At 74.5% G+C, this 23,742-nt stretch carries 15 protein-coding genes; 14 read left to right on the forward strand and 1 reads right to left on the reverse strand.

Annotated features, from left to right (window positions below; genetic code table 11):
• The first annotated feature begins 2 nt into the window (after positions 1–2).
• The 9 genes from ABZZ04_RS08790 (at position 3) to ABZZ04_RS08830 (ending at position 13,222) form a co-directional block, all read left to right on the forward strand.
• Positions 3–1,268, forward strand: a complete 1,266-nt coding sequence (locus ABZZ04_RS08790; RefSeq protein WP_356931471.1) for a 6-phospho-beta-glucosidase — start codon at positions 3–5, stop codon at positions 1,266–1,268.
• Positions 1,259–2,233, forward strand: a complete 975-nt coding sequence (locus ABZZ04_RS08795; protein ID WP_356931472.1) for a BadF/BadG/BcrA/BcrD ATPase family protein — start codon at positions 1,259–1,261, stop codon at positions 2,231–2,233. The genes ABZZ04_RS08790 and ABZZ04_RS08795 overlap by 10 nt, the downstream gene beginning before the upstream one ends.
• Before the next feature lie 433 nt (positions 2,234–2,666).
• Entirely contained in the window at positions 2,667–3,929 is a 1,263-nt protein-coding gene (locus ABZZ04_RS08800; protein ID WP_356931527.1) for a hypothetical protein, read from the forward strand.
• 11 nt (positions 3,930–3,940) lie between these two features.
• Positions 3,941–4,990 (forward strand): glutamate ABC transporter substrate-binding protein, encoded by a 1,050-nt coding sequence (locus ABZZ04_RS08805; protein ID WP_356931473.1) that lies wholly within the window; start codon positions 3,941–3,943, stop codon positions 4,988–4,990.
• 160 nt (positions 4,991–5,150) lie between these two features.
• Positions 5,151–6,476, forward strand: coding sequence for a hypothetical protein (locus ABZZ04_RS08810; RefSeq protein ID WP_356931474.1), 1,326 nt, complete (start codon positions 5,151–5,153; stop codon positions 6,474–6,476).
• 61 nt (positions 6,477–6,537) lie between these two features.
• Entirely contained in the window at positions 6,538–9,069 is a 2,532-nt protein-coding gene (locus ABZZ04_RS08815) for a tetratricopeptide repeat protein (protein ID WP_356931475.1), read from the forward strand.
• Between the two features lie 2 nt (positions 9,070–9,071).
• Positions 9,072–10,349, forward strand: coding sequence for a protein phosphatase 2C domain-containing protein (locus tag ABZZ04_RS08820; RefSeq protein ID WP_356931476.1), 1,278 nt, complete (start codon positions 9,072–9,074; stop codon positions 10,347–10,349).
• A 120-nt stretch (positions 10,350–10,469) separates the two neighbouring features.
• On the forward strand, positions 10,470–11,828 hold the full coding sequence (locus ABZZ04_RS08825; protein WP_356931477.1) for a VWA domain-containing protein: 1,359 nt from the start codon (positions 10,470–10,472) through the stop codon (positions 11,826–11,828).
• 119 nt (positions 11,829–11,947) lie between these two features.
• Positions 11,948–13,222, forward strand: coding sequence for an FHA domain-containing protein (locus ABZZ04_RS08830; RefSeq protein ID WP_356931478.1), 1,275 nt, complete (start codon positions 11,948–11,950; stop codon positions 13,220–13,222).
• Between the two features lie 53 nt (positions 13,223–13,275).
• On the opposite strand, the gene ABZZ04_RS08835 is transcribed toward ABZZ04_RS08830, so the two are convergent.
• Positions 13,276–14,256, reverse strand: a complete 981-nt coding sequence (locus ABZZ04_RS08835) for a methyltransferase domain-containing protein (RefSeq protein WP_356931479.1) — start codon at positions 14,254–14,256, stop codon at positions 13,276–13,278.
• Positions 14,257–14,350: 94 nt separating this feature from the next.
• Between ABZZ04_RS08835 and ABZZ04_RS08840 the strand changes: the two genes are divergently transcribed.
• The 5 genes from ABZZ04_RS08840 (at position 14,351) to ABZZ04_RS08860 (ending at position 23,706) form a co-directional block, all read left to right on the forward strand.
• A complete protein-coding gene (locus ABZZ04_RS08840) occupies positions 14,351–14,755 on the forward strand; it encodes a globin (RefSeq protein ID WP_356931480.1) in 405 nt (134 codons plus the stop codon).
• Between the two features lie 167 nt (positions 14,756–14,922).
• Complete coding sequence (locus ABZZ04_RS08845) at positions 14,923–18,219, forward strand: ABC transporter permease (protein ID WP_356931481.1); 3,297 nt, start codon at positions 14,923–14,925, stop codon at positions 18,217–18,219.
• Between the two features lies 1 nt (position 18,220).
• On the forward strand, positions 18,221–21,025 hold the full coding sequence (locus ABZZ04_RS08850; RefSeq protein WP_356931482.1) for an FtsX-like permease family protein: 2,805 nt from the start codon (positions 18,221–18,223) through the stop codon (positions 21,023–21,025).
• Positions 21,022–21,984, forward strand: a complete 963-nt coding sequence (locus tag ABZZ04_RS08855; protein WP_356931483.1) for an ATP-binding cassette domain-containing protein — start codon at positions 21,022–21,024, stop codon at positions 21,982–21,984. The genes ABZZ04_RS08850 and ABZZ04_RS08855 overlap by 4 nt, the downstream gene beginning before the upstream one ends.
• Before the next feature lie 168 nt (positions 21,985–22,152).
• Positions 22,153–23,706, forward strand: coding sequence for an alpha/beta hydrolase (locus ABZZ04_RS08860; protein WP_356931484.1), 1,554 nt, complete (start codon positions 22,153–22,155; stop codon positions 23,704–23,706).
• Positions 23,707–23,742 lie beyond the last annotated feature (36 nt).

A 23,742-nucleotide genomic window follows, 5' to 3' on the forward strand; every position in this document is an offset into this window, starting at 1 on the left:
CCATGAAGCTCGCAGTAGTTGGTGGCGGGTCCACCTACACGCCTGAACTGATCGACGGCTTCGCCCGGCTGCGGGACACGCTGCCGATCGAGGAGCTGGTCCTCGTCGACCCGGCGACCGACCGGCTGGAACTCGTCGGCGGCCTCGCCCGGCGGATCTTCGCCAAGCAGGGCCACCCGGGACGGATCGTCACGACCTCGGACCTCGACGCGGGCGTCGCCGACGCCGACGCGGTCCTGCTCCAGTTGCGCGTCGGCGGCCAGGCCGCCCGCAACCAGGACGAGACCTGGCCGCTGGAGTGCGGCTGCGTCGGCCAGGAGACCACCGGCGCCGGCGGCCTCGCCAAGGCGATGCGCACCGTGCCGGTCGTCCTGGACATCGCCGAACGGGTCCGCCGCACCAACCCGAACGCCTGGATCATCGACTTCACCAACCCGGTCGGCATCGTCACCCGGGCGCTGCTCCAGGCCGGCCACAAGGCCGTCGGCCTGTGCAACGTGGCGATCGGCTTCCAGCGGAAGTTCGCCCGGCTCCTCGACGTCACCCCCGCCGAGGTGCACCTCGACCACGTCGGGCTCAACCACCTGACGTGGGAGCTCGGGGTGCGCCTGGGCGGCCCGGACGGCGAGAACGTCCTGCCGAGGCTGCTCGCCGAGCACGGCGACACCATCTCGGACGACCTGCGCATGCCCCGGGCGCTCGTCGACCGGCTCGGCGTCGTCCCCTCGTACTACCTGCGCTACTTCTACGCGCACGACGAGGTCGTCGAGGAGCTCGGCACCAAGCCGTCCCGCGCGGCCGAGGTCGCCGCGATGGAGAAGGAACTCCTGGCCATGTACGGCGATCCGGCGCTGGACGAGAAGCCCGCGCTGCTCGCCAAGCGCGGCGGCGCCTTCTACTCGGAGGCCGCCGTGGACCTGGCGTCCTCGCTGCTCGGCTCGGGCGGCTGTGCGGTGCAGGTGGTCAACACCCACAACCGGGGAACGCTGCCGTTCCTGCCGGACGACGCGGTGATCGAGGTGCAGGCCCGGGTCGACCGCACGGGCGCCGTCCCGCTCGCCGTGCCGGAGCTGGACCCGCTGTACGCCGGGCTGATCGCCGATGTGACGGCGTACGAGGACCTGGCCCTGGAGGCGGCCCTGCGCGGCGGCCGGGACCGGGTGTTCAAGGCGCTGCTCGCGCATCCGCTGATCGGTCAGTTCGCGCAGGCCGAGGCGCTCACCGACAAGCTGATCGCGCACAACCGGGAGCACCTGGCGTGGGCATGAACGCTTCGGTCCTCGCGATCGACGCGGGGAACAGCAAGACCGACGTGGCACTGGTCGCCGCCGACGGAACGATTCTGTCGACGGCCCGCGGTGGCGGCTTCCAGCCACCGGTCGTGGGTGTGGACGTGGCCGTGGCCGACCTCGGCGCGATCGTCGACCAAGTGCTGGAGTCGGCCGGCGTGCCGGCCGGTGCCGTCGCGCACGTCTCGGCCTGCCTCGCCAACGCCGATCTCCCGGTGGAGGAGGAGCAGTTGGCGGCGGCGCTGCACGCCCGCGGCTGGAGCCCCTCGGTCGAGGTGCGCAACGACACCTTCGCGATACTGCGCGCGGGGGTGGACGAGCCGCGGGGCGTGGCCGTCGTCTGCGGCGCGGGGATCAACTGCGTCGGCATGGTGCCGGACGGCCGGACCGCGCGGTTTCCCGCCATAGGCCGGATCTCCGGCGACTGGGGCGGTGGCGGCGGCCTGGCCGAGGAGGCGATGTGGGTCGCCTCGCGGGCCGAGGACGGCCGCGGCGGGCCGACCGAGCTGGCCCGCACGCTGCCCGGGCACTTCGGGCTGGACTCCATGTACGCGCTGATCGAGGCCCTGCACCTGGGCCGGATCGGGCCCGAGCGCCGGCACGAGCTGGCCCCGGTGCTCTTCACGACCGCGGCGGACGGGGATCCGGCGGCGGTCGCGCTGGTGGACCGGATGGCGGAGGAGGTCGTCGCGATGGCCTCGGTCGCGCTGGGCCGGCTCGGCCTGCTGGACGAGGAGGCGCCGGTGGTGCTGGGCGGCAGTGTGCTGGCGGCCCGTCACCCGCGGCTGGACGGGGGGATCGCCGAACGTCTCGCGGCGCGTGCCCCGAGGGCACACATCCGGGTGGTGACGGAACCTCCGGTGCTGGGGGCCGCGCTGCTGGGCCTGGACCACGCGGGCGCGAGCGCCGAGGTGCACGGGAGGCTGCGCGCGCAGTACTCCTGAACCCGCAACTGCGGTCTCCCCGAGGGGCGTTCCACGGCGCACGGCGTCGCGGGGCGCCCCTCGCGCACGGGAACCGTTCGATCGCCCCGCACGTGTTCATGGGTGGGGAGGAAGGTCCGTTCCGCGGACCGGACCGCCGATCGGGCTTGATCGGCGGCGCACACCTTGATCGAATGCTGTGATCGTGTCACGGACCGGTGCGGGATCCAGAACGTTCCTGGTGCGGATGCGGTCCCTGCGGCCATACTTCTGGCCGGGCGACGGCTCCCCGGACCGGGCGGGGCCGGACCACGTGGACGACCGAGGGGGAGGTCAGGTGACACACCCGCCGACCGTGCGCACAGCGCCGGAGAAGGCACGGGTGCAACCGTCCGTGCCCTCGACCGCCCCCGGTCCGGACCGGCGCACGCCCTGGTCCGCGGCGACCGGCCGGATGCGGGCCGCCGCCACGACCGAGCCGGGCAGGCTCCGGATCATCGGTGCCGTACTGGCCCTGCTCGTCGTCGCGTTCGGGGGCGTGACGGCGCTGGAGGTCCAGGACCGGGCGGGGTCCGCCAACGACGTGGTGGAGCACAGCCAGCCGCTGAGCAGCCACGCGGCCGACATCTTCCAGTCCCTGGCCGCCGCCGACGCCGCGGTGACCGAGGGCTTCCTCGCCGGGAGGCAGGAACCCGCCGGTACCCGCAAGGAGTACGACAAGGCCGTCGCCGACGCGTACGAGTGGCTGCAGGCGGCGGCGAGCGACCCGAGCGCCTCGCAGAAGTCCAAGGCCCGGATCACCGAGCTCTACGAGGGACTTCCCGAGTACGTGCGACTGGTCGAGCGGGCCCGCGACAACAACCGCCAGGGCTTCCCGCTGGGCGGCGCGTACCTGCGTTACGCGAACCAGAAGATGACCGAGGGCCTGCTGCCGGCCGCCGAGAAACTGTACGACTCGGAGACCGAGCGGCTCGGCCGGGACCGCGACGACGCCCGGACCTGGCCGTTTCTCTCGATCGGGCTGGGCCTCGTGACCCTGGGCGCGCTGTACCGGGCGCAGCGCCGCGACTACCGCAGGACGAACCGGGTCTTCAACCGCGGTCTGCTCGCCGCGACCGCCGCGTCCACCGCCGTCCTGCTGTGGCTGGCCGTGGGGCACACGATGGCCAGGTCCGGACTGCTCGACGCCGACATGCACGGGCAGCGGTCCCTCGACGTGCTCAACTCCGCGCGGATCGACTCCCTGAAGGCCCGCGCCAACGAGAACCTCGCGCTGGTCGCCCGGGGCTCGGTCCTCACCCCGGAGGGCCGGGACACGTACGAGAGCGGCTTCACCACCGAGATGAAAGAGCTCGGTCAGCAGTTGGCGAAGGCCGAAAAGCTTGCCGAGGACTCCAAGGGGAAGGGCCCGGTGAACAGAGCGCTCAACGCCACCGAGGAGTGGCGACGGAGCCACACGGCCGCCCGCGAGAGCGAGAAGACGGGCGACTACGCGGACGCGCGGGAGAAGATCGGCCGGTCGAAGACGTCCTCGTACAAGCAGGTGGGCGACGAGTTGGAGGCCGCGCGCGGCCACGAGACGGAGCAGTTCCGGGCGGCCGCGAAAAGCGGGCGCGGAGCACTGTCGCTGCTGCCGTACGGGGCGGTCCTGCTCGCCCTGCTGGGGGCGGGCGCCGTGATCGCCGGTGTCAACCGCAGGGTCTCGGAGTACCGGTGAGAGGGGGAGCGATGACCAGGAAACGCATGACGGGCAACGCCGTCGGCAGGCTGCGCGGCTGGGGCGGTGTGACGGGCATGGCCGCGGCCTGCGCGGTGACGGCCTCGTTCACGCTGCTGCCGCTCCTCCTCGGCGGTTCCGGCGCGGCCGCCGACGCCTCCACCGGTGTCCCCGGGGCGACGGCGACGACGCATGTGACGCGGACCCTGGCCGCCGACTGCACGACGGACCCGTGGGCGAGCGTCTCCCCGGCCGACGCGACCGGCGCCAAGGTCGAGGAGATCGAGAGAGACGGTCAACTGGTCGTGGGCGTCGACCAGAACAGCCTCTTCTGGGCGTCCCGCGACCCGGAGAGCGCAGAGAACAGGATCGTGGGCTTCGACATCGACCTGGCCGAGGCCATCGCCGAGGACCTCCTGCCCGACATTCCCGAGGACAGGAGGGTGGTCTTCCGGGTCGTCTCCACCGCCGACCGGGAGACGCTGCTGAAGAACGGCGACATCGACCTCGTGGTCCGCACGATGTCGATCGACTGCGAGAAGAACGTCACCTTCTCCACGCCCTACTTCCAGGCCGGCCAGCAGGTCATCGCGCCGAAGGACTCGGACATCGAGGGGTACGAGTCCCTGGCCGGCAAGCGGGTGTGCACCGCCGACGGCTCCAGCGCGCGCACGGCGCTGAAGCGGAAGGCGCCCGACGCGATCCAAGATCCCGCGCAGACCCGCCGCAAGGAGGACGAGAGCCAGCTCCACGTCTCCAACCAGCTGGACTGCCTGGTGCGGCTGCAACTCGGCGAGGTCGACGCCGTGGTCACGGACGACGCCCTGGCGGCCGCGCAGACAGCCCAGGACCCGGCGGTCGAGTTCAAGGGCGCCCCGTTCACCGAGGAGTACTACGGCGTGGCCGCCAAGAAGGGCGCGACCGACCTGGTGGCCCGGGTCAACCGGGTACTGGCCGACTACAGCAGGGACGGCCGCTGGACGAAGTCGTACAAGAAGTGGCTGGAGGAGAAACTGCCCGGCAAGACGCCGCCCAGGAAGCCCACGTCCGAGGCCGGCTGACCACAGCCCGGTGCCGGACGGCACGACGGGGCAGACGTTATCGAGAAGGGCACCGGCACCGGGCGTTCCGGGCCGCGTGCGAAGCCGCGGCACAGGACGCCGGGGCGGTGGCACTGAACCTGCCGGGTCCGTCCCGGCCGGAGGAGCGGAGAGGTGATCGATGGGCGTCGCGGGCCCCTTCCCCGACTATGCGGCCAGGCCCCCCGGCCCGGTCCTGGACCGGGACGAGGCGGACCGTGCGCTGGCCCGGCTCGGCGCGGAGCACGAGGCGATCGAGACCTCGCTCCTCGCCCTGCAGGACCATGCGGGCCGCCGGCTCCTGGAGGGCGCCGATCTGAGCGGTGTCACCAGGGAGCGCTGGGCCTCCACCGAACAGGCGATCACCCTGCTGTGGGGGTACTTCGACGCGTACACCGGAGCGCTCGCCCGGGCCCGCTCGGTACGGGCCCGCCGTCGCCACCCCAACCGGGACGACCTGGTGGCCCTCACCGATCTGCTGCGCGGCCAGAGCGTCACCGTCGCGCACGCGGCGGCCCGCCCCGATCCGTCGATCGCCGGCCCGGCCAGGCTCTCCGAGCGGTTCACGCTGGAGGAGCTGGTCGCCCGGATGAACGAGCTGTACGCCCGTTCGCTGGACATGGTCGTCGCCTCCGACTCCGTGTGGTCCGCGCTGCCCGCCCGCATAGACCTGCTCGCCGCCGAGTTGCACCGCACCCGTTCGCTGGCGCACTCCGTGGGGGTGCGGCCCGGTGAGCATCCGGCGGGCGACGAACTGGAGGCGATCACCCAGGAGCTGGCCACGCTCCGGGTGCAGGTGGTCTCCGACCCGCTCGCGTTCTGGCTGTCGGGGCCGGGCAGTTCGGCGCCCGGCGGCGGCCGGCCCGACACGGCGCGCTACGACCGGGCGGCCCGTGCCCTGGACGACGTGCGCCGTGAGATCGAGGCGGTGCTCGCGGTCCGGCAGGACGCCGAGCAGCGGCTGGTCCAGCTGCGCGACGTCCTCTCCCGCGCGGACCGCACCCTGGCCGAGGCCCGTACGGCGCGCGGCGAGGTGCTGGCGAAGATCGCCGCCACCGAGGTACCCGCGGTCAGCGGTCCGGCGACCGCGCTCCAGGAGCGGCTGGTCGCCGCGTCGGAGTACCGCAGGCACGCCCAGTGGCACCGGCTCTCGCCGCTCCTGGAGACGCTGGAGCGCGAGGCCGAGGAGGAGTTGCTGCGGGCCCGGGAATCGCTGACCGCGGTCACCGCCCCGCTGGCCGTGCGGGCGGAGCTGCGCGGCAGACTCGACGCGTACAAGGCGAAGGTGGCCCGGCACGGCCTGGCCGAGGACCCGCTGCTGATCGAGCGGTACGACGCGGCGCGCCGGATGCTGTGGAGCGCGCCGTGCGATCTTCGGGTGGCCGGGCAGGCGGTGCTGCGCTACCAGGAGGCGGCGGCCGAACTGCTGTCCCAACGCGGGACACCGGGATCGGAGGACCGGCGATGAACACGGGTGCGGACAGGACGCAGGAGCCGTCGCGGCGGCGGGGCGAGCAGGGGGATCGACGATGAGTACGGAATGCCAGCGCCCCGCGTGCGAGGGCAGTTACGAGGACATGGGCGGCGGTGAGCTGTACTGCGACACCTGCGGTCTGGCCCCGGTCGTCTCGCCCGACGGGATGGTGAGTTCGCCGCCCACCGGGATCACGGCCGGCACGCACGGCTCCGGTTCGCGGGCCTCGTCCCGGGAGTCCGCCCGTTCGTCGTCCTCGCGGCGTTCGGTGTCGGGGCGGCTCTCGCACGGGGTGTCCGGCTCCGCCACGTCCCCGTCGGTTTCGGTGCGTGCCTCCGGCTCGTCGTCGGGCCCGTCCGCCCGGGGCCGGCTGGGCATGGGCCTGGTCGAGGTGCCGGACGTGCCGCGCCACGACCCCCGCTCCGCGGTGATGAAGAACCCGGAGGTGCCGGAGCGGAAGCGGTTCTGCTCGCGCTCCGACTGCGGGGCGCCGGTGGGCCGGTCCCGCGGCGACCGGGTGGGCCGTACGGAGGGGTTCTGCACCAAGTGCGGCCACCCGTACTCCTTCGTGCCCAAGCTCCGCGAGGGCAACATCGTGCACGGCCAGTACGAGGTGGCGGGCTGTCTGGCGCACGGCGGGCTCGGCTGGGTCTACCTCGCGGTCGACCACGCGGTCTCCGACCGCTGGGTGGTGCTCAAGGGCCTGCTCGACACCGGTGACCAGGACGCCATGAAGGCCGCGATCTCCGAGCGCCACTTCCTCGCCGAGATCGAGCACTCCAACATCGTCCGGATCTACAACTTCGTCGAGCACCTCGACCAGAACACCGGCTCGCTCGACGGCTACATCGTGATGGAGTACGTCGGCGGCAAGTCGCTCAAGGACATCGCGAACGAACGCCGCACCGCCGACGGGAAGCGCGACCCGCTGCCGGTCGAGCAGGCGTGCGCGTACGGCATCGAGGCGCTGGAGGCGCTCGGCCACCTGCACAGCCGCAACCTGCTGTACTGCGACTTCAAGATCGACAACGCGATCCAGACCGAGGACCAGCTGAAGCTGATCGACATGGGCGCGGTGCGCAAGATGAACGACGAGGAGTCGGCCATCTACGGCACGGTGGGCTACCAGGCACCGGAGGTCGCGGAGGTCGGCCCGTCGGTCGCCTCCGACCTGTACACGGTCGCCCGGACGCTCGCGGTGCTCAGCTTCGACTTCCAGGGCTACACCAGTGTCTTCGTGGACTCGCTGCCGGATCCGGAGAACATCGAGGTGTTCCGGACCTACGAGTCGTTCTACCGGCTGCTGGTGCGGGCCACCGACCCGGACCCGGCGCGGCGGTTCGCCTCGGCGGCGGAGATGGCGGAGCAGCTGACGGGCGTGCTGCGCGAGGTGGTGTCGTTGCAGACGGGGCGCCCGCGCCCGGCGCTGTCGACGCTGTTCGGCACGGAAGTACGGGTCACGGACACGCAGTTGTTCCCCGAGCAGACGGAAGACGTGTCGCGGCTCGGCGCCCGGCCCGCCGCCCCGGCGCCCTCCGGTCGGGGCGCGGCGCAGCTGCCGCCCGCCGGGCCGTCGGCCGGTGGCGCACCGGCCGCGATTCCGGCCCCCCGCAGCCCGGCGGCCTCGACGTCGGCGCACGCCCCGGCCGGCTCCCCGACGGCCGGGCTCGACGTGCGGTCCGCCTCGCTGGCGCTGCCCGTGCCCCGGGTCGACGCGAGCGACCCCAACGCGGGTTTCCTCGCCGGTCTGATGACCATCGCCCCCACCGAACTGATCGGCGCGCTGCGGTCCGTGCCCTCGGCCTCGCTGGAGACCCGGCTGCGCGAACTGCGCGCCCGTCTGGAGCTGGACGAACCCGACTCGGCGGAGCGGATGCTGACCGAGCTGGAGCGGCAGCACCCGGACGACTGGCGGGTCGTGTGGTACCGCGGCGTCACCGCGCTGGTGACCGGTGACCACGACAGCGCGGCGCTCTCCTTCGACGCGGTGTACGACGCGTTCCCCGGCGAGCCGGCGCCCAAGCTGGCGCTGGGGGTCTGCGCGGAGGTCCTGGGCCAACTGGACAACGCCGCCGAGTACTACCGGCTGGTGTGGACGGCCGACCCGGGCTTCGTGAGCGCCGCGTTCGGCCTGGCACGGGTGCGGCTCGCCGCCGGTGACCGGGTCGGGGCCGTCGAGGCGCTGGAGTCCGTGCCGGAGGCGTCGATCCACTGCACGGCCGCCCGGGTCGCCGCGGTGCGCGCCCGGTTGCGCGGCCGGTCCCCGGACGAACCGCTGCTCGCCGACCTGACGGCCTCGGCGGCCCAGGTGTCGGGGCTGGCCGGGCTCGGTCTGGACGCGGTGCGCCGGGAGCAGTTGTCGGTCGAGGTCCTGGGCACGGCGCTGGACTGGGTGCTCTCCGGCGGCCCCGCCGCCGCCCGGGGGGCCGGGCCGGGGACGCTGCTCGGCAGTGAACTGGACGAGCGCGGCCTGCGTTTCGGGCTGGAACGCTCGTACCGGATGCTCGCCCGGCTCGCGGAGCCCGGCGACGAGAGGATCGAACTGGTGGAGCGGGCCAACCGTTTCCGCCCCCGGACGTGGGTGTGAAGATGTCGCAGAAGCCGCAGTCTCAGAAGTCCCGGGAGACGGCCCTTTCTCCGTGCCCCGGCTGCACCGAGCCGGTGGAGCCGGGGGACCTGTTCTGCGGTGCGTGCGGGTACGACCTGTCGGCCGTGCCCGCCGCCCCGTCGGACCACCCGACGGTCGCCCTGGCCGTGCCGGTGACGGAGAGCGGCGAGGCCGACGCGGACACCCCGGAGGCCCCGGAGACCCCGGCGGGTTCGGGCGACTTCGAGCTGGCCGCACCCGCACCGGCCCCCGCGGCCGCCCCGCCCGCCGGCGCGCCCGATCCCCGTACCGTCGTCGCGGACCCGGCGCCCGTGCCCGCGTCGGCGGCCGGCGGCCGGCTGTGCGTGGCCTGCCGGGTCGGCCGTGTCGACACCGACGGGTACTGCGAGAACTGCGGCCACGCCCAGCCCCGCGAGCGCGACCACATGGAGCAGGAGCTCGGTTCGGTGGCCGCCGTCAGCGACCGGGGTCTTCGCCATCACCGCAACGAGGACTCGTTCGCGATCTCGACCACCGCCCTGCCCGACGGCTCGCCCGCCGTCGTCGCGATCGTCTGCGACGGCGTCTCGTCGGCCAGCCGCCCCGACGAGGCGTCGGCCGCCGCGGCGAGCGCCGCCAACGAGTCGCTCCTGGAGTCGCTGCCGCGCGGCGTCCACCCGCAGCAGGCGATGCACGAGGCGATCGTCACGGCCGCCGAGGCGGTCAACGTCCTTGCCCGGCAGCCGGTTCGGGAGCAGGAGCAGCACCGTCACCAGAACGCCCCGGCGTGCACCCTGGTCGGCGCGGTCGTGGTGGGCGAGCTGCTGATCGTCGGCTGGGTCGGCGACAGCCGCGCCTACTGGGTGCCGGACGACCGCTCCCACCGGGCGGCCCGGCTGACCGAGGACGACTCCTGGGCCGCGCAGATGGTGGCGGCCGGGCTGATGAACGAGGCCGAGGCGTACGCCGACGAGCGCGCCCACGCCATCACGGGGTGGCTCGGCGCCGACGCGTACGAACTGGAGCCGCACACCGCGGCGTTCAAGCCCGACCGGCCCGGCCTCGTGGTGGTGTGCACGGACGGCCTGTGGAACTACGCGGAGTCGGCCGACGAGATGTCCGCGGCGGTGCCGGCCGACGCGGGCCGACGCCCCCTGCACGGCGCCCAGGTGCTGGTCGGCCATGCCCTCGACGGCGGGGGCCACGACAACGTAACAGTGGCCCTGCTGCCGTTCGCCGTACGACCCCAAGGGGCAGGATCGGCCTGCGACACCGCATGAGCCCTGTTCCGTAACTCTTGACTCCGTTTCCGTCCGTCCGATCCCCCACCGACGTCTTCGCCCGTTTTCCCTCTCCCAGCCGTCCTCATCCGATGCCTGGAGTACCGAGGAGCCGAACAGATGGCCAACTTCTCCAAGTCGAACGTGCCGCAGTTCTCCGTCGAGGTGTACCAGAACGAATATCTGCCGGAGGGCGGTCGCGAGGTCAACGCGATCGTCACGGTGACCTCGACCGGGGGCGGCACCACCGGCAGGGTCCCGCTGTCCGGTGGCACCGTGCCGTCCCCGCGCGTTCCGGGGCAGCCGTCGGGCGCCGCCGTGGTGATCATGGTCGACTGCTCGGGCTCGATGGACTATCCGCCGACGAAGATGCGCAACGCCCGCGACGCGACGGCCGCGGCCATCGACACCCTGCGCGACGGCACCTCGTTCGCGGTGATCGGCGGGACGCACGTCGCCAAGGAGGTCTACCCGGGCAACGGCAGGCTCGCCGTCGCCGACGCGCAGACCCGGGCGCAGGCCAAGGGGGCGCTGCGCGCGCTCAGCGCCGGCGGCGGCACGGCGATCGGCACCTGGCTGAAGCTGGCCGACCGGCTGCTCGGCGCGGCCGACGTGACCATCCGGCACGGCATCCTGCTCACCGACGGCCGCAACGAGCACGAGTCGCCGCAGGACCTGCGGGCCGCACTCGACGCCTGCGCGGGCCGCTTCACCTGTGACGCCCGCGGGGTCGGCACCGACTGGGAGGTGAAAGAGGTCACATCCGTCGCCTCGGCGCTGCTCGGCACGGCCGACATCGTCGCCGACCCGGCGGGGCTGGCCGCGGACTTCACGCGGATGATGGAGAACGCGATGGGCAAGGAGGTCGCGGACGTCGCGCTGCGCCTGTGGACGCCCGTCGGGGTCGAGATCCAGTTCGTGAAGCAGGTGGCGCCTTCGGTGGTCGACCTGACCGACCGGCGCACCGAGGCGGGCCCCCGTGCCGGGGACTACCCCACGGGTTCCTGGGGCGACGAGTCCCGTGACTACCACGTGTGCGTACGGGTGCCACAGGCCGGAATCGGACAGGAGATGCTGGCCTCCCGGGTCTCGCTGGTCCTTCCCGACCTGTCGGGCGGAGTGCCGCAGACGCTCTCCCAGGGCCTGGTCCGGGCGGTGTGGACCGAGGACATGGCGGCGTCCACCTCGATCAATCCGCAGGTCGCGCACTACACGGGCCAGGCGGAACTGGCCCAGGTCATCCAGCAGGGACTCGACGCCCGCAAGTCGGGCGACTACGACGGCGCGACCGCGAAACTGGGCCGTGCGGTGCAGCTGGCGTCGGCCTCCGGGAACGAGGACACTGCGAAACTGCTTTCGAAGGTGGTGGACGTCGTGGACGCCGCGACCGGTACTGTGCGACTGAAGGCGAAGGTCGCGGATGCCGACGAGATGACCCTCGAAACGCGCTCGACCAAGACCGTCCGCGTCAAGAAGTAGGCGCGGGACAACTGCACGGACACACGACCGAGCCGCCCGGCCGGAGCGATCCACCGGGTGGCTGAGAGCAAGGACTACGCCGGCCCCGGGGCCGGCCAAGGAGAGGGGGAAGCGCCGACATGCCGACCTGCCCGAACGGACACCAGTCGGGTTCCGACGACTGGTGCGAGGTCTGCGGCCATCGCATGACCGGCGCGCCAGGGGGCGCGCCCGCGGGCGCGGTGCCCCCGCCGCCGCCTCCGCCGCCCGCCCCCGGTTACGGCTTCCCTCCCCCGGGGGCCGGTTCCGACGCGACCCAGCAGGCGGAGCTCTGTCCGCAGTGCCGCACGCCCCGTGAGGCGATGGCGCCGTTCTGCGAGGAGTGCCGCTGGAACTTCCTCACGAACACCGCGACGTCGTACACGCCGCTGGCCCCGCAGGCCGTCACCGGCCCGCCGCCCGGTCTCAACCTGCCGCCCGGTTTCCAGGCGCAGCAGCCGCCCGGTCCCCCGCAGCAGCACGACCCGTTCCCGGGTTCGCGGCCCTCTCAGATGAATCGTCCGGCCGAGCCGCTGTCCGGGCAGGGCGGTCACCCCGGCGCTCCGGGCCCCGGCCCGCAGTCGCCCCCGCCGCCGGGACCCGGCCTGCAGTCGCCCCCTCCGGGACCCGGTCCGCAGTCGCCGCCGCCCGGCCCCGGTCCGCAGTCGCCCCTGCCTCCGCAGCCGTTCCAGCAGCAGGGTCCGCCGCCTCCGCCGGCCTTCCAGCAGGGCCCGCCGCCCCCGCCGTTCCAGCAGCAGTCCCCGCCGTCGTTCCAGCAGCAGTCGGCGCCGCCCGGCTTCGACCGGCCCGGTCCGCCGGCCCCGCAGCCGCCCGCCCCGCCGCAGACGCCGGAGAAGAGCGACGACGACTGGATGCTGTCGCCGCCGTCCCGGCCCCAGGGCCCGCAGCAGTCGCCCGCGCCGCAGCAGGGGCAGTCGCCGTTCCCGGGCGCCGACCAGAACCGGCCGCCCGCGAGCTGGACCGCGGTCATCGCCCCGGACCGTGAGTACTTCCTGGCGATGATGCAGCGCAGCGGCCCCGAGGCGACCGGGCTGAACCTGCCCGCGTACTCCCCGGAGCAGCAGCTTCCGCTGTCCGGCAACCAGGTCACCGTCGGCCGCCGGCGGCACAGCACAGGCGAGTCCCCCGACATCGACCTGTCCGTGCCGCCGGAGGACCCGGGCGTCTCGCACCAGCACGCGGTGCTGGTTCAGCAGCCCGACGGCGGCTGGGCCGTGGTCGACCAGAACTCCACCAACGGCACCACGCTCAACGGCGCCGAGGACCCGATCCAGCCCTATGTCCCCGTCCCGCTCAAGGACGGCGACCGGGTGCACATCGGGGCGTGGACGACGATCACGATCCGCCGGGACTGATCCGTCCCGGCGGCTGCCGGGGCCGGGCCCGTCGCACGTCGGAACCGGCCCCGTCACGCGGTGGGCAGCGGCCAGGCGTACGGCCCCTCGGGGTCGTCCAGCCAGGCCCACTGCCGCCCGTGCGCGACCGTGATGCCGAACCTCTCCCGCCCGGGGTGCCGCTCGCGCTCCCAGAGGGAGCGGGCCTCGTGCGGGTCGAGGGTGTCCCCGGTCAGCGCCAGCAGGAACCGGAAGAGTTCGTTCCCGCCGATGCGCCTGGGCACCGTGCCGGTGTGCGGGTGCCGGACCGGGGCCGTCGACGCGCCGCGCAGCGGTACGAAGTAGGCGGCCGTGTGCAGGAACCGGCCCTCGGCGCACCTGCCGTGCGCCGTCTCCCGCACCCGCAGCACGATCAGCCCGGTGGCGAACGGTGCCAGGATCCGGGCGCCCGGCACGCACTGCTCCGGCCACGCCCACGGCACGCACGGCAGGGTGCAGGTCGCGATGATCCGGTCGTACGGGCCGCGTCCGGGGCAGCCCCGGGCGCCGTCCCCGGTGATCACCGCCGGGTGGTGTCCGGCGGCGGCCAGGTGCCGGCGGGCCGACTCGGTGATCTCCGGTTCCAGGTCGACGGTGGTCACGGCGTCGTCGCCGAGCCGGTGGGCGAGCAGGGCCGCGTTGTAGCCGCTGCCCGCGCCGATCTCCAGGACCCGCTGCCCCTCGCGCACGTCCAGTTCCTCCAGCATCCGGGCCATCAGTGACGGCTGGCTGCTCGACGAGATCAGTTCGCCGTCCCGGATGCGGGTGGCCAGCGGCCCGTCCTCGTACGCCCCGCGCAGCCAGCGGGCCCGCCGGTCCGGGTCGGGGTCCTCGCACCACAGGCGTTCCCGGCCGCCGTCGACGAAGTAGTACGGCACGAACAGGTGCCTGGGCACCTGCTCGAACGCGGCCCGCCAGGCCGGGTCCGCCAGCGCCCCGCCGGCCACGATCGCCCGCACCATCGCCCACCGCTCCTCGGCGGCGGCTGCGGCGAACGGGTCGGGGCGCGCGTCCATACCTCCACCTTCCTGCGCCGGGGCCCCGGGTGCCAGGAATTCGAGGGGTCCTAGGCCCCCGGTACTCGGCCGGTGCGTCTGCGACGATGGACGGGTGACAGAGATTCCGCGCGACACTCTTCAGGAGCAGACCTTCTACGAGCAGGTCGGCGGCGAGGCGACCTTCCGGCGCCTGGTGCACCTCTTCTACCGGGGAGTGGCCGAGGACCCGCTGCTGCGGCCGATGTATCCGGAGGAGGACCTCGGTCCGGCCGAGGACCGGTTCGCGCTGTTCCTGATGCAGTACTGGGGCGGGCCCCGCACCTACAGCGAGCGGCGCGGCCACCCCCGGCTGCGGATGCGGCACGTCCCCTTCCGGGTGGACCGGGCGGCGCACGACGCCTGGCTGGGCCACATGCGGGCGGCGCTCGACGAGCTCGCGCTGGCACCGGAGCACGACCGGCAGCTGTGGGACTACCTGACCTACGCCGCCGCCTCGATGATCAACACCGAGGGCTGAGCACCCCCTTACCCCTCACCATGTACACATTTCGGTCACCCTTCGCCGATTAACGATCACAATCGCATCAAATACGTAAGGAAGCGGTTTCCAAGAGCACACGCGTCTTGAAACCATGCGCAGAACGCCGGGGGGCGTGGGTGGAATGAGGGCCCAGGGGGGCGCGTGTGACGGGGTTCGTCTTTCTCCGGGTGAGGGCCCATCGACTGCTGCTCACCGCGGCCGTGCTCGCCGTGCTGCTGACCACCTCGGTCCTGGCCGCGCTCACCGCCTTCTCCGGCTCCGTCGGTGACGCCTCGATCCGGCACGCGCTCACCCACCGGTCGGCGACCGCCGCCTCCCTGGTGATGTCCGCGCAGGTGCCGTCCGACCGGCGGGAAGCTGCCGACGCGCTGGCCCGGCGCACGGCCCGCGACACCTTCCCCGGCCTTCCCCTGACCGTCCGGACGCTGGAGACGTCGGGGGCGTACGCGCTGCCGCGGACCACCGGCGGCCGGGGCGACGAGCCCGACCTCACCCACCTCGCCTCGCTCGACCGCAGCCGGATCCGGGTCGTCGCGGGCCACCTGCCCGCATCCGGCGCCGGGAAGTCCGGCGGACCCGTCCGGGTCGCCCTGCCGCGGGCCGCCGCCGACGCGCTGAAGCTGAAGCCCGGTTCGTCGCTCGCCCTCACCGACCGGCTGACCGAGAAGCCCCTGCGCATCCTGGTCACCGGCACGTACGAGGCCGTCGACCGGACCGATCCGTACTGGCAGCTGGACGAGCTCGGCGGGCGCGGCGTCCGCCGGGTCTCCTTCACGACGTACGGTCCGCTGCTCGCCGACCCCGCCGTCCTCGCCGCCGGGCGGACGAGCCCCGGCCGGCTGGCGTGGCTGGCCGGCGCCGACTTCCGCGCCGTCACCACCGGGCAGATCGACGCCCTGCACGACGCGGCGACGGCGGCCCCGAAGAAGCTCCTGGCCGCACCGGAGTTCAAGAGCGGCGCCACCGCGCGGACCTCGCTCCCCCGGGTGCTGGAACAGATCGACCGGGCCCTGCTGGTCTCCCGCTCCACGCTGGTGATCGTCGCCGTGCAGCTGGTGATGCTCGCCGGTTACGCGCTGCTGCTGGTGGCCCGGCTGCTGAGCAGCGAACGCGCCGAGGAGACCCGGCTGTTGCGGGCCCGGGGCGCCTCGCGCGGCCGGATCACGGCGCTCGCCGCGATCGAGGCGCTGCTGCTGGCGCTGCCCGCCGTGCTCGTCGCCCCGCTGCTCGCCGGGCCGCTGACCCGGCTGCTCGCGGACCGCGGGGCACTGTCCCGGATCGGGCTGCGGCTGGACACCGGTCTCACCGGCACCGTCTGGCTGGTCGCCGGTGTCACCGCGCTCACCTGCGCGGTGGCCGTGGTGGCGCCCGTGCTCATGGCCGGTGCCCAGGAGCGCCGCGGCGGTCGTCCCGCCGCGCTGCCCGGTCCGCTGCGGGCGGGCGCCGACATCGGTCTGCTGGTGATCGCGGCGGTGGCGTACTGGCAGCTGAACGGCCGGAGCACGCAATCCGGCGGCGGTGCGCTGAGCGGGGACCGGCAGGGCGACCTCGGCATCGATCCGCTGCTGGTCGCCGCCCCCGCGCTGCTGCTGCTCGCGGGCACCGTGCTGACGCTGCGGCTGCTGCCGCCCGTGGCCCGGCTCGCCGAGCGCCGGGCGGCGGGCGGCCGGGGGCTGATCGCGGCCCTGGCCGGCTGGCAGTTCAGCCGCCGCCCGATGCGCAACGCCGGGCCCGTGCTGCTGCTGGTCCTCGCGTCGGCGATGGGCATGCTGGCGATCGGGCAGCGCGCGTCCTGGGACCGTTCGCAGGACGACCAGGCGGACTTCCGGGCGGGCGCCTCGCTGCGCGTGACGACCGGTGCCGTCGACGATCCGACGAGGGCGGGCACGTACGCCCGGATGCCGGGGGTGCGGGAGGCGGCGCCCGCGTTCCGCACGACCACGGAGCTCTCCGACGAGCGCACCGCCGAGGTCCTCGTCCTGGACACCGCGCGCGCCGACGAGCACATGCTGATCCGCGACGACCTGGGCGACCGGTCCCGGGATCGGCTGTTCGACCCGCTCGACGCGCCGCGGCCCGTCCGGGTGGGGCTGCCGTTGCCGGAGAACAGCGAGCGGGTCCGGTTCGACGCGCGGATCGCGGTGACCGGGCCGCACGGCCGCCCGTCGGCGAAGGAGGCCGCGCCGCTGCTGTCCGTGCTGCTGGAGGACCGTTACGGCCTGCCCTACCGGGTGTCGGCCGGGGCCGTGCCCGCGGACGGCGAGCCGCATCCGGTGGCCTTCGCGGTGGCGGCCGCGGGCGACTTCACCGTGACCGGGTTCGAACTGGGCGGCAACCCGCCGACCGAAGCGGACCGTTCGTACCGGGTGGAGATCGACGCGCTGCGGGCCGTGACGGCCGGCGGCACCGAACGGCCGGTCCCGGTCCCCGACGGCTTCCGCTGGAACGCCGCGCTGGGCTTCGCCTTCTCCGGGGAGGAGACGGACGAGGAGCCGGTGGAGGCGACCGCCTCCGCCCGCACCCCGCTGGCCTTCGGCTACGACCTCGCGGCGGCCCACGACTCGTGGGGCGCGCCCGCCTACTCCGTACGGGCCACCGCGCCCCGCCCGAAGGCGCCCGTGCCGAACGCCGTCGTCACCGACGCGTACCTGAAGGCCACCGGGGCGAAGAAGGGCCAGCACGTCGACGTCACCCTGGCCGGGGAGAAGGTCCGGGTGCGGATCGCGGACGTGGTGCGGCGGCTGCCGACCATGGGCCCCGGCTCCGGTGCGGACGACTCCGGCCGGGTCCCGGACCGGGACGGCGGGGCGATGCTGCTGGACCTCGGGGCCGTGGGCCAGGTCCTCTCCGGGCGCTCCGCCGCCTCGTTCACCGCCGACGAGTGGTGGCTGAGCACCGCCCCGGGCCGGGCCGACGAGGTCGCCGCCGCGCTGCGGGCCCGGCCCGACACCGACCCGGCCCAGGTCCTGGTGCGCGACGAGATCGCCCGGGACCTGGTCGGCGACCCGCTGGGGGCCGGGCCGCAGTCCGCGCTGCCCGCCGTGGCGGTGGTCGCCGCAGCCCTGGCCGCGGTCGGTTTCGCGGTGAACGCGATCGGCGCGCAGCGGGAACGGACCGGCGAGTTCGCCGTCCTGCGGGCACTGGGCGCCCCGCGCCGCAGGCTGACCAGAATGATCGCCGCCGAGCAGGGGGTGCTGATCGCCATCGCGCTGCTGGTCGGGGCCGTGCTCGGGACCGTGCTCAACCGGGTCGTCGTGCCGCTCATCGTGCTGACCGGACAGGCCACCGCACCGGTGCCCGGCGTGCTGGTGCAGCTGCCCGCCGGACAGACCGCGGCGCTGCTGGCGGGTGTCGCCGCACTGCCGCTGGTGGTCGTCGTGGCGCTCGCCATGCGCCGCTCCGACCCCGCGACCTCGCTGCGTACCCAGGGGGACGACTGACATGACCACGCGTTCCGTCCGGGGCAGCGCCCCCGCCGCCTGCGCCCCCTGGGTCCGTACCCGGCTGCGCACCGCGCCCGGCACCGCCTGGGCGCTGGCCCTGCTGGTGCTGGTCACGTCGTTCCTCGCGGCCCTCTTCCCGCGCGCGGTGGAGCGCCAGGGGACCGACGGGCTGCGCCACGACATCACCGCCGCCACCCCCGGGCACAGCGTCATGGAGCTGATCAGCCCGCAGCCCAGCCTCCAGATGGCCCCGGCCGAGCGCGAGGCGGCGGTGCGCGACGCGGCGCTGGGGACCGTCCACGAGAAGGCCCGCGCCGCGCTGCCCGCCGGGGTGCGGCCCGGCGCCGAGGAGTCCTCGTACGGCTTCGGCACCAGCAAGGCGCTGATCGCGAAGGAGGCCTGGCTGCCCCGGCCCGAAGGGCTCGATCCGCAGCTGAGCTACACCACCCTGTCGGACCTCCCCCGCCACGCCGCACTGCGCTCCGGGGCCTGGCCCACCGTGCGCGGCACGGTCACCGAGGACACCGGCGAGGTGGAGGGCGCGATCACCGAGGAGACCGCGAAGGTGCTGGGGGCGAAGCCCGGCTCGACGCTCTCCGTACCGACCCGGGCCGGGGAGCACCTGACCGTACGGATCACCGGCATCGTCACCCCCGAGAAGCCCCGGAGCACCTACTGGTCGGCCGATCCGCTGCTGCGGACCCCGGCCTTCGTGCCCGAGCCGGTCCCGACCCCGCCTCCCCCGAACCCGCCCCGCTACTACTGGACCGCGGCCGTGCTGCTCGCGCCGGACGCCGGGCCCGCCCTGCTCGGCTCGACCGGCGAGCCGGAGATGTTCTGGCGGTTCCCGCCGGACGCCTCCGGGCTGGCCGCCGACGACGTGCCGGGGCTGCGCTCGGCGCTCGCCTCGCTGGAGGGCGGCCCGGCACTGGTGCGGCTGCGGGCGACGGCCGGTGACAACGCGGCCTTCCGGACCGAACTGGACCGGATCCTCGCCGGGTACGACACGCTGCACATGGCGATCGAGCCGGTCGTCACGGTGGCCGCCGTGGGCGTCGGGGCCGTCGCCGCCGTGGTGCTGCTGATGACGGCCGGGCTGATCGGCGGGCGGCGCCGGGAGGAACTGGCGCTGCTGCGGGCCCGCGGCGGTTCGCTGGCCGGGATGGGCGGGCGACTGCTCGCCGAGACGGCGGTGGTCGCGGTGCCCGCGGCGGCGCTGGGGCTGCTGGCCGCGCTGCCGTTCTTCGGACCGGCCCGGCTGTGGCCCTCGGTGGCCGGGCCGGCCTTCGTCGCCGCGCTGATCTGCGTCGCGGTTCCGGTGGGAGCGGTGCTGCCGCACCGCCGGCTGCGGCTGTCCGACACCCGGGACGACCTGATGGACGCCCGCCCGTCCCGGCTGCGTACGGTCGCCGAGCTCACCGTGCTGGTGCTGGCGGTGGGTGCGGTGGTCGGGCTGCGGCGGCGCGGCACGGCGGACGGCGACGGCGGCGACCTGCTGGTCAGCGCGGCCCCGGTGCTCGTCGGGCTGATCGCGGCGCTGGTCCTGGTGCGGCTGCTGCCGTGGCCGCTGCGGCTGGCCTCGCGGGCCGTCTCCCGGCGGCGCGGGGCGATCGGCTTCCTGTCGCTGGCCCGTGCCGGGCGGAGTTCGGCGGCCGGTGCGCTGCCGCTGCTCGCGCTGCTGCTGGCGCTGACCACGGCGGCGTTCGGCGGTTCGGTCCTCGCCGGGGTCTCGGGCGCCCGGGACCGGGCTGCGGTGCTCGCGGTCGGAGCGGACGCCCGGATCAGCGGACCGCTCGACGCGGTGCCGCTCCCGGACCGGCTGGTCCGGGAGGTCCGGGAGGCGGACGGCGTACGGCAGGTGGCCGCGGTGCAGGTGGTGACCGAGGTGCCGATGCCGCCCGCCGCGGACGGCTCCGGCAGCATGAAGAACACGGTCGTGCTGGGCGTCGACCCCGACGCGTACGCCGGGCTGGCCCGTACGACGGACCTGGGGACGTTCCGGGCCGACCGGCTGCGGGCCGCCAGGGGCGAGGCCGGGAGCGTGGTCGTACCGGTGATCGCCTCGCCGGCCACCGCCGCGGAACTGGGCGACGGGCCGCGCGACCTGACCACCCCGGCCGGGGATCTCAGGGTGCGGGTGGTCGGGACCGTGCCGCGCACCGCCGCCGTCCCCGGCCACGAGTTCCTGCTCGTCGACTCCGCGGCACTCACCCGGAAGCTGACCACGACCCTGCTGGTGGCCGGGGACCCGGACCCGCAGGCGCTGCGGGACGCCGTCCGGCCCGCGGGCAAGAGCGTCTCCGTACGGCTGCGCGCCGAGGAGCGGGCGGCGTTCGTCGACACCCCGATGCAGCAGGGGGCGCGCGGGATCTACGCGGCGGCGGTCGCGGTCGGGGCGGGCTACGCCCTGCTGGCCGTCCTGCTGTCGCTGCTGCGCACCGCGCCGGAGCGCATCGCCCTGCTGGCCCGGCTGCGGACCATGGGCCTCACCTCCCGGCAGGGCAGGCGGCTGCTGTGGCTGGAATCGCTGCCGCAGGCCCTGCCCGCGGCCCTCGGCGGGGTGCTGGTCGGCTGGGCGGCGATCACGCTGCTGGCCCCGGGCGTCGACCTCGTGGGGCTGGCGCTCTTCGACGGGCCGGGCGCCACCGCGCCGGACGCCGCCCACCTGCGGCCCGACCCGTGGTCGCTGGTGTTTCCGGCACTCGGCGTGGTCGTCCTCACCGCCGCGATGGCCGCCGTCCAGGCATGGTGGGCCGGCCGTCGCGGATCGATCACCGAACTCAGGGCAGGAGACCCCCGATGACGTCACCGTCGACCGGCAGCACCCTCGCCGAGCTCGAACAGCGGGCCACCGCCCGCCGCGACCGGCCCTCCTACGGGCACGACGCGCTGATCGCCTGCGACCGGCTGGTCCGCATCTTCTCCGCGGACGGGGTCGAGGTACAGGCCCTCCAGGGCCTCGACCTCCTGGTCACCGAGGGCGAGTTGATGGCCCTGGTCGGCGCTTCCGGCAGCGGCAAGTCGACCCTGATGAACATCCTGGCGGGCCTCGACGTGCCGACGGCCGGGTCGGCGAAGGTGGCCGGCCGCGACCTGCTGGCGATGGGGCAGAAGGAACGGCTCCGCTACCGCCGGGAGGTCGTCGGCTTCGTCTGGCAGCAGACCGCCCGCAACCTGCTCCCGTACCTCACCGCCGTCCAGAACGTCACCCTGCCGATGCAGCTGCGCGGCCGGGGCCGGAACGCCGAACGGATCGCCCGCGCCGATTCGCTGCTCCGGATCCTGGACATCGCGGACTGCCGCGACCGGCGCCCGCAGCAGCTCTCCGGCGGCCAGCAGCAGCGGGTGGCGATCGCGGTGGCGCTCGCCAACAACCCGTCGGTGCTGCTCGCCGACGAACCGACGGGCGAGCTCGACTCGGCCACGGGGGAGCAGATCTTCGCCGCGTTCCGCCGCGCCAACGAGGAGCTCGGCACCACGATCGTGATCGTCACCCACGACCAGACGGTGGCGTCCGAGGTCCGCCGCACGGTCGCCATCCGCGACGGCCGCACGTCCTCCGAGGTGCTGCGCCGCACCGAGGTGGACGCGGCGACGGGCCAGGAGTCCCAGGTGGCACGGGAGTACGCGATGCTCGACCGCGCGGGCCGGCTGCAACTGCCCGCCGACTACACGGAGGCGCTCGGGATGGAGCACCGGGTGATGCTGGAGCTGGAGCAGGACCACATCGGGATCTGGCCGGACGACCAGCCGCGCCCCTGACGGACGGGGGTCCGCCTCGGGCGGCTCCCACCGGGGACCTGCCCCAGGTGGTTTCCACCGGGGGTCTGCCCCAGGTGGTTTCCACCGGGTGGCCCGATGGTCCGGCGGCCCGTGCGCTCCTAGCGTCGTGTGCGGAGATCATCCCGTACCCCCGATCCGAGGAGCACGATGCGCGTCGCCCCACTGGTCACCGCCGGCCTGGGCCTGGCCGGATTACTCGCGGGCGGTGTGCCCGCGTCGGCCGCCCCCGCCGCACCCCCCGCAGCCCCCGTCCACCAACGGCTCGTCTGGGGCCCCTGCCCGCCGCAGCAGCAGGCGCTGAACGCGGCGGGCGCGCGGTGCACGGAGGTGACCGTCCCCCTCGACCATTCCGATCCCGGCGGCCCGACGATCGGGATCGCGGTCTCCCGGATCCGGGCCACCGCGCCGCGCGGCGAACGGCGGGGCGTCCTGCTGTCCAATCCGGGCGGCCCGGGAGGCACCGGCCTCGACAGCACGCTCGCCCTGCGACCGGCGCTGAAGGACGTCGCGGACCGCTACGACCTGATCGGCTTCGATCCGCGCTTCCTCGGCGGGTCCACCCCGATCACCTGCGGCCCCGCCGCCCCGGCGCCCGCACCCGGCCCGACCACGACCCGCCGCGCGGACTTCGAGCGGTCGGTGCGGTCCGCCCGCGACACCGCGCGCCGCTGCCGGACGCACGGCGACAACGCCCGGCTCCTGCCGCACGCCACGACCCGGAACGTCGCCCGCGACATGGACGCGATCCGTGCGGCGCTGGGCGAGCGCCGGCTGTCGTACTACGGCGTCTCGTACGGGGCCGACCTGGGCGCCGTCTACACCCAGATGTTCCCCCGCCGCGCCGACCGCGTCGTCATCGACTCCTCGACCGACCCGGCGGCCACCCAGTACGAGCTGTTCCAACGGGCGGGCGCGCCCCTCGAAGCGGCCCTGGACGAATGGGCCGGCTGGACCGCGCGACGGGACACCGCCTACCGGCTCGGCACGACTCCCGCCCGGGTCCGGGCGAGCGTCCAGCGGCTGCTCGACGGCGCCGAGCGGCGTCCGGTCACCGTCTCCGGGGTCCGGCTCGACGCGCCGCTGCTGCGGCTGGTGCTGAGGCAGTTCATCCAGCACGCGGAGTACGACCCTGCGCTCGCCGGTACGGTGCGCGATCTGACCGACGCCGCCGCGGGCAGGCCGGTCGAGCCGGGACCGGAGCTCGCCGCCCTGCTCGAACTGCTCGGTTCGCCCGAGCTGGCGGACAGCATGCTGGGCGGGGCGCTCTTCATGTGCGGGGACCGCGGCTGGCCGTCCGGCGGCTGGCCGAAGGACCCGGAGACGTACTGGACGAACATGGAGCGCAGCCGTGCCGACCAGCCCGTCTTCGGCCCGCTCGTCAACGGCATGACGGCCCCGTGCGCGTTCTGGACGAGCACGTCCCGCGAGCCCGCCCCGGTGATCGGGAACGCCGTGCCGGTGCTGATGCTCCAGGCCCGGCGCGACAACAACGTCCCCTACGAGGGGGCGCTGGCCCTGCACCGCAGGCTGACCGGTTCCCGGCTGGTGACGGCGGACATCCGCGCGCACGGGGTGTACGGGCGCGGATCCGCCGGGCTCACTCCCGTCCCCTGCGCCGACCGGGCCGTCGACGACTACCTGCGCGACGGCACCCTGCCCGGCGCCGACCTGACCTGCCCGCGCACCGGGAAGGGCGACTGACCGACGGAGGCCCGGCCCCGACGGCGCTACGGGCCC

It is taken from the genome of Streptomyces sp. NPDC006435 (assembly GCF_040612315.1).
GTDB lineage: Bacteria > Actinomycetota > Actinomycetes > Streptomycetales > Streptomycetaceae > Streptomyces.

Excerpts from the sequence above, each read along its gene's own strand:
- ABZZ04_RS08790 (WP_356931471.1), top strand. The coding sequence starts at position 3 with ATGAAGCTCGCAGTAGTTGGTGGCGGGTCCACCTACACGCCTGAACTG.
- ABZZ04_RS08800 (WP_356931527.1), top strand. The coding sequence starts at position 2,667 with ATGCGGGCCGCCGCCACGACCGAGCCGGGCAGGCTCCGGATCATCGGT.
- ABZZ04_RS08805 (WP_356931473.1), top strand. The coding sequence starts at position 3,941 with ATGACCAGGAAACGCATGACGGGCAACGCCGTCGGCAGGCTGCGCGGC.
- ABZZ04_RS08810 (WP_356931474.1), top strand. The coding sequence starts at position 5,151 with ATGGGCGTCGCGGGCCCCTTCCCCGACTATGCGGCCAGGCCCCCCGGC.
- ABZZ04_RS08815 (WP_356931475.1), top strand. The coding sequence starts at position 6,538 with ATGAGTACGGAATGCCAGCGCCCCGCGTGCGAGGGCAGTTACGAGGAC.
- ABZZ04_RS08820 (WP_356931476.1), top strand. The coding sequence starts at position 9,072 with ATGTCGCAGAAGCCGCAGTCTCAGAAGTCCCGGGAGACGGCCCTTTCT.
- ABZZ04_RS08825 (WP_356931477.1), top strand. The coding sequence starts at position 10,470 with ATGGCCAACTTCTCCAAGTCGAACGTGCCGCAGTTCTCCGTCGAGGTG.
- ABZZ04_RS08830 (WP_356931478.1), top strand. The coding sequence starts at position 11,948 with ATGCCGACCTGCCCGAACGGACACCAGTCGGGTTCCGACGACTGGTGC.
- ABZZ04_RS08835 (WP_356931479.1), bottom strand. The coding sequence starts at position 14,256 with ATGGACGCGCGCCCCGACCCGTTCGCCGCAGCCGCCGCCGAGGAGCGG.
- ABZZ04_RS08850 (WP_356931482.1), top strand. The coding sequence starts at position 18,221 with ATGACCACGCGTTCCGTCCGGGGCAGCGCCCCCGCCGCCTGCGCCCCC.
- ABZZ04_RS08855 (WP_356931483.1), top strand. The coding sequence starts at position 21,022 with ATGACGTCACCGTCGACCGGCAGCACCCTCGCCGAGCTCGAACAGCGG.
- ABZZ04_RS08860 (WP_356931484.1), top strand. The coding sequence starts at position 22,153 with ATGCGCGTCGCCCCACTGGTCACCGCCGGCCTGGGCCTGGCCGGATTA.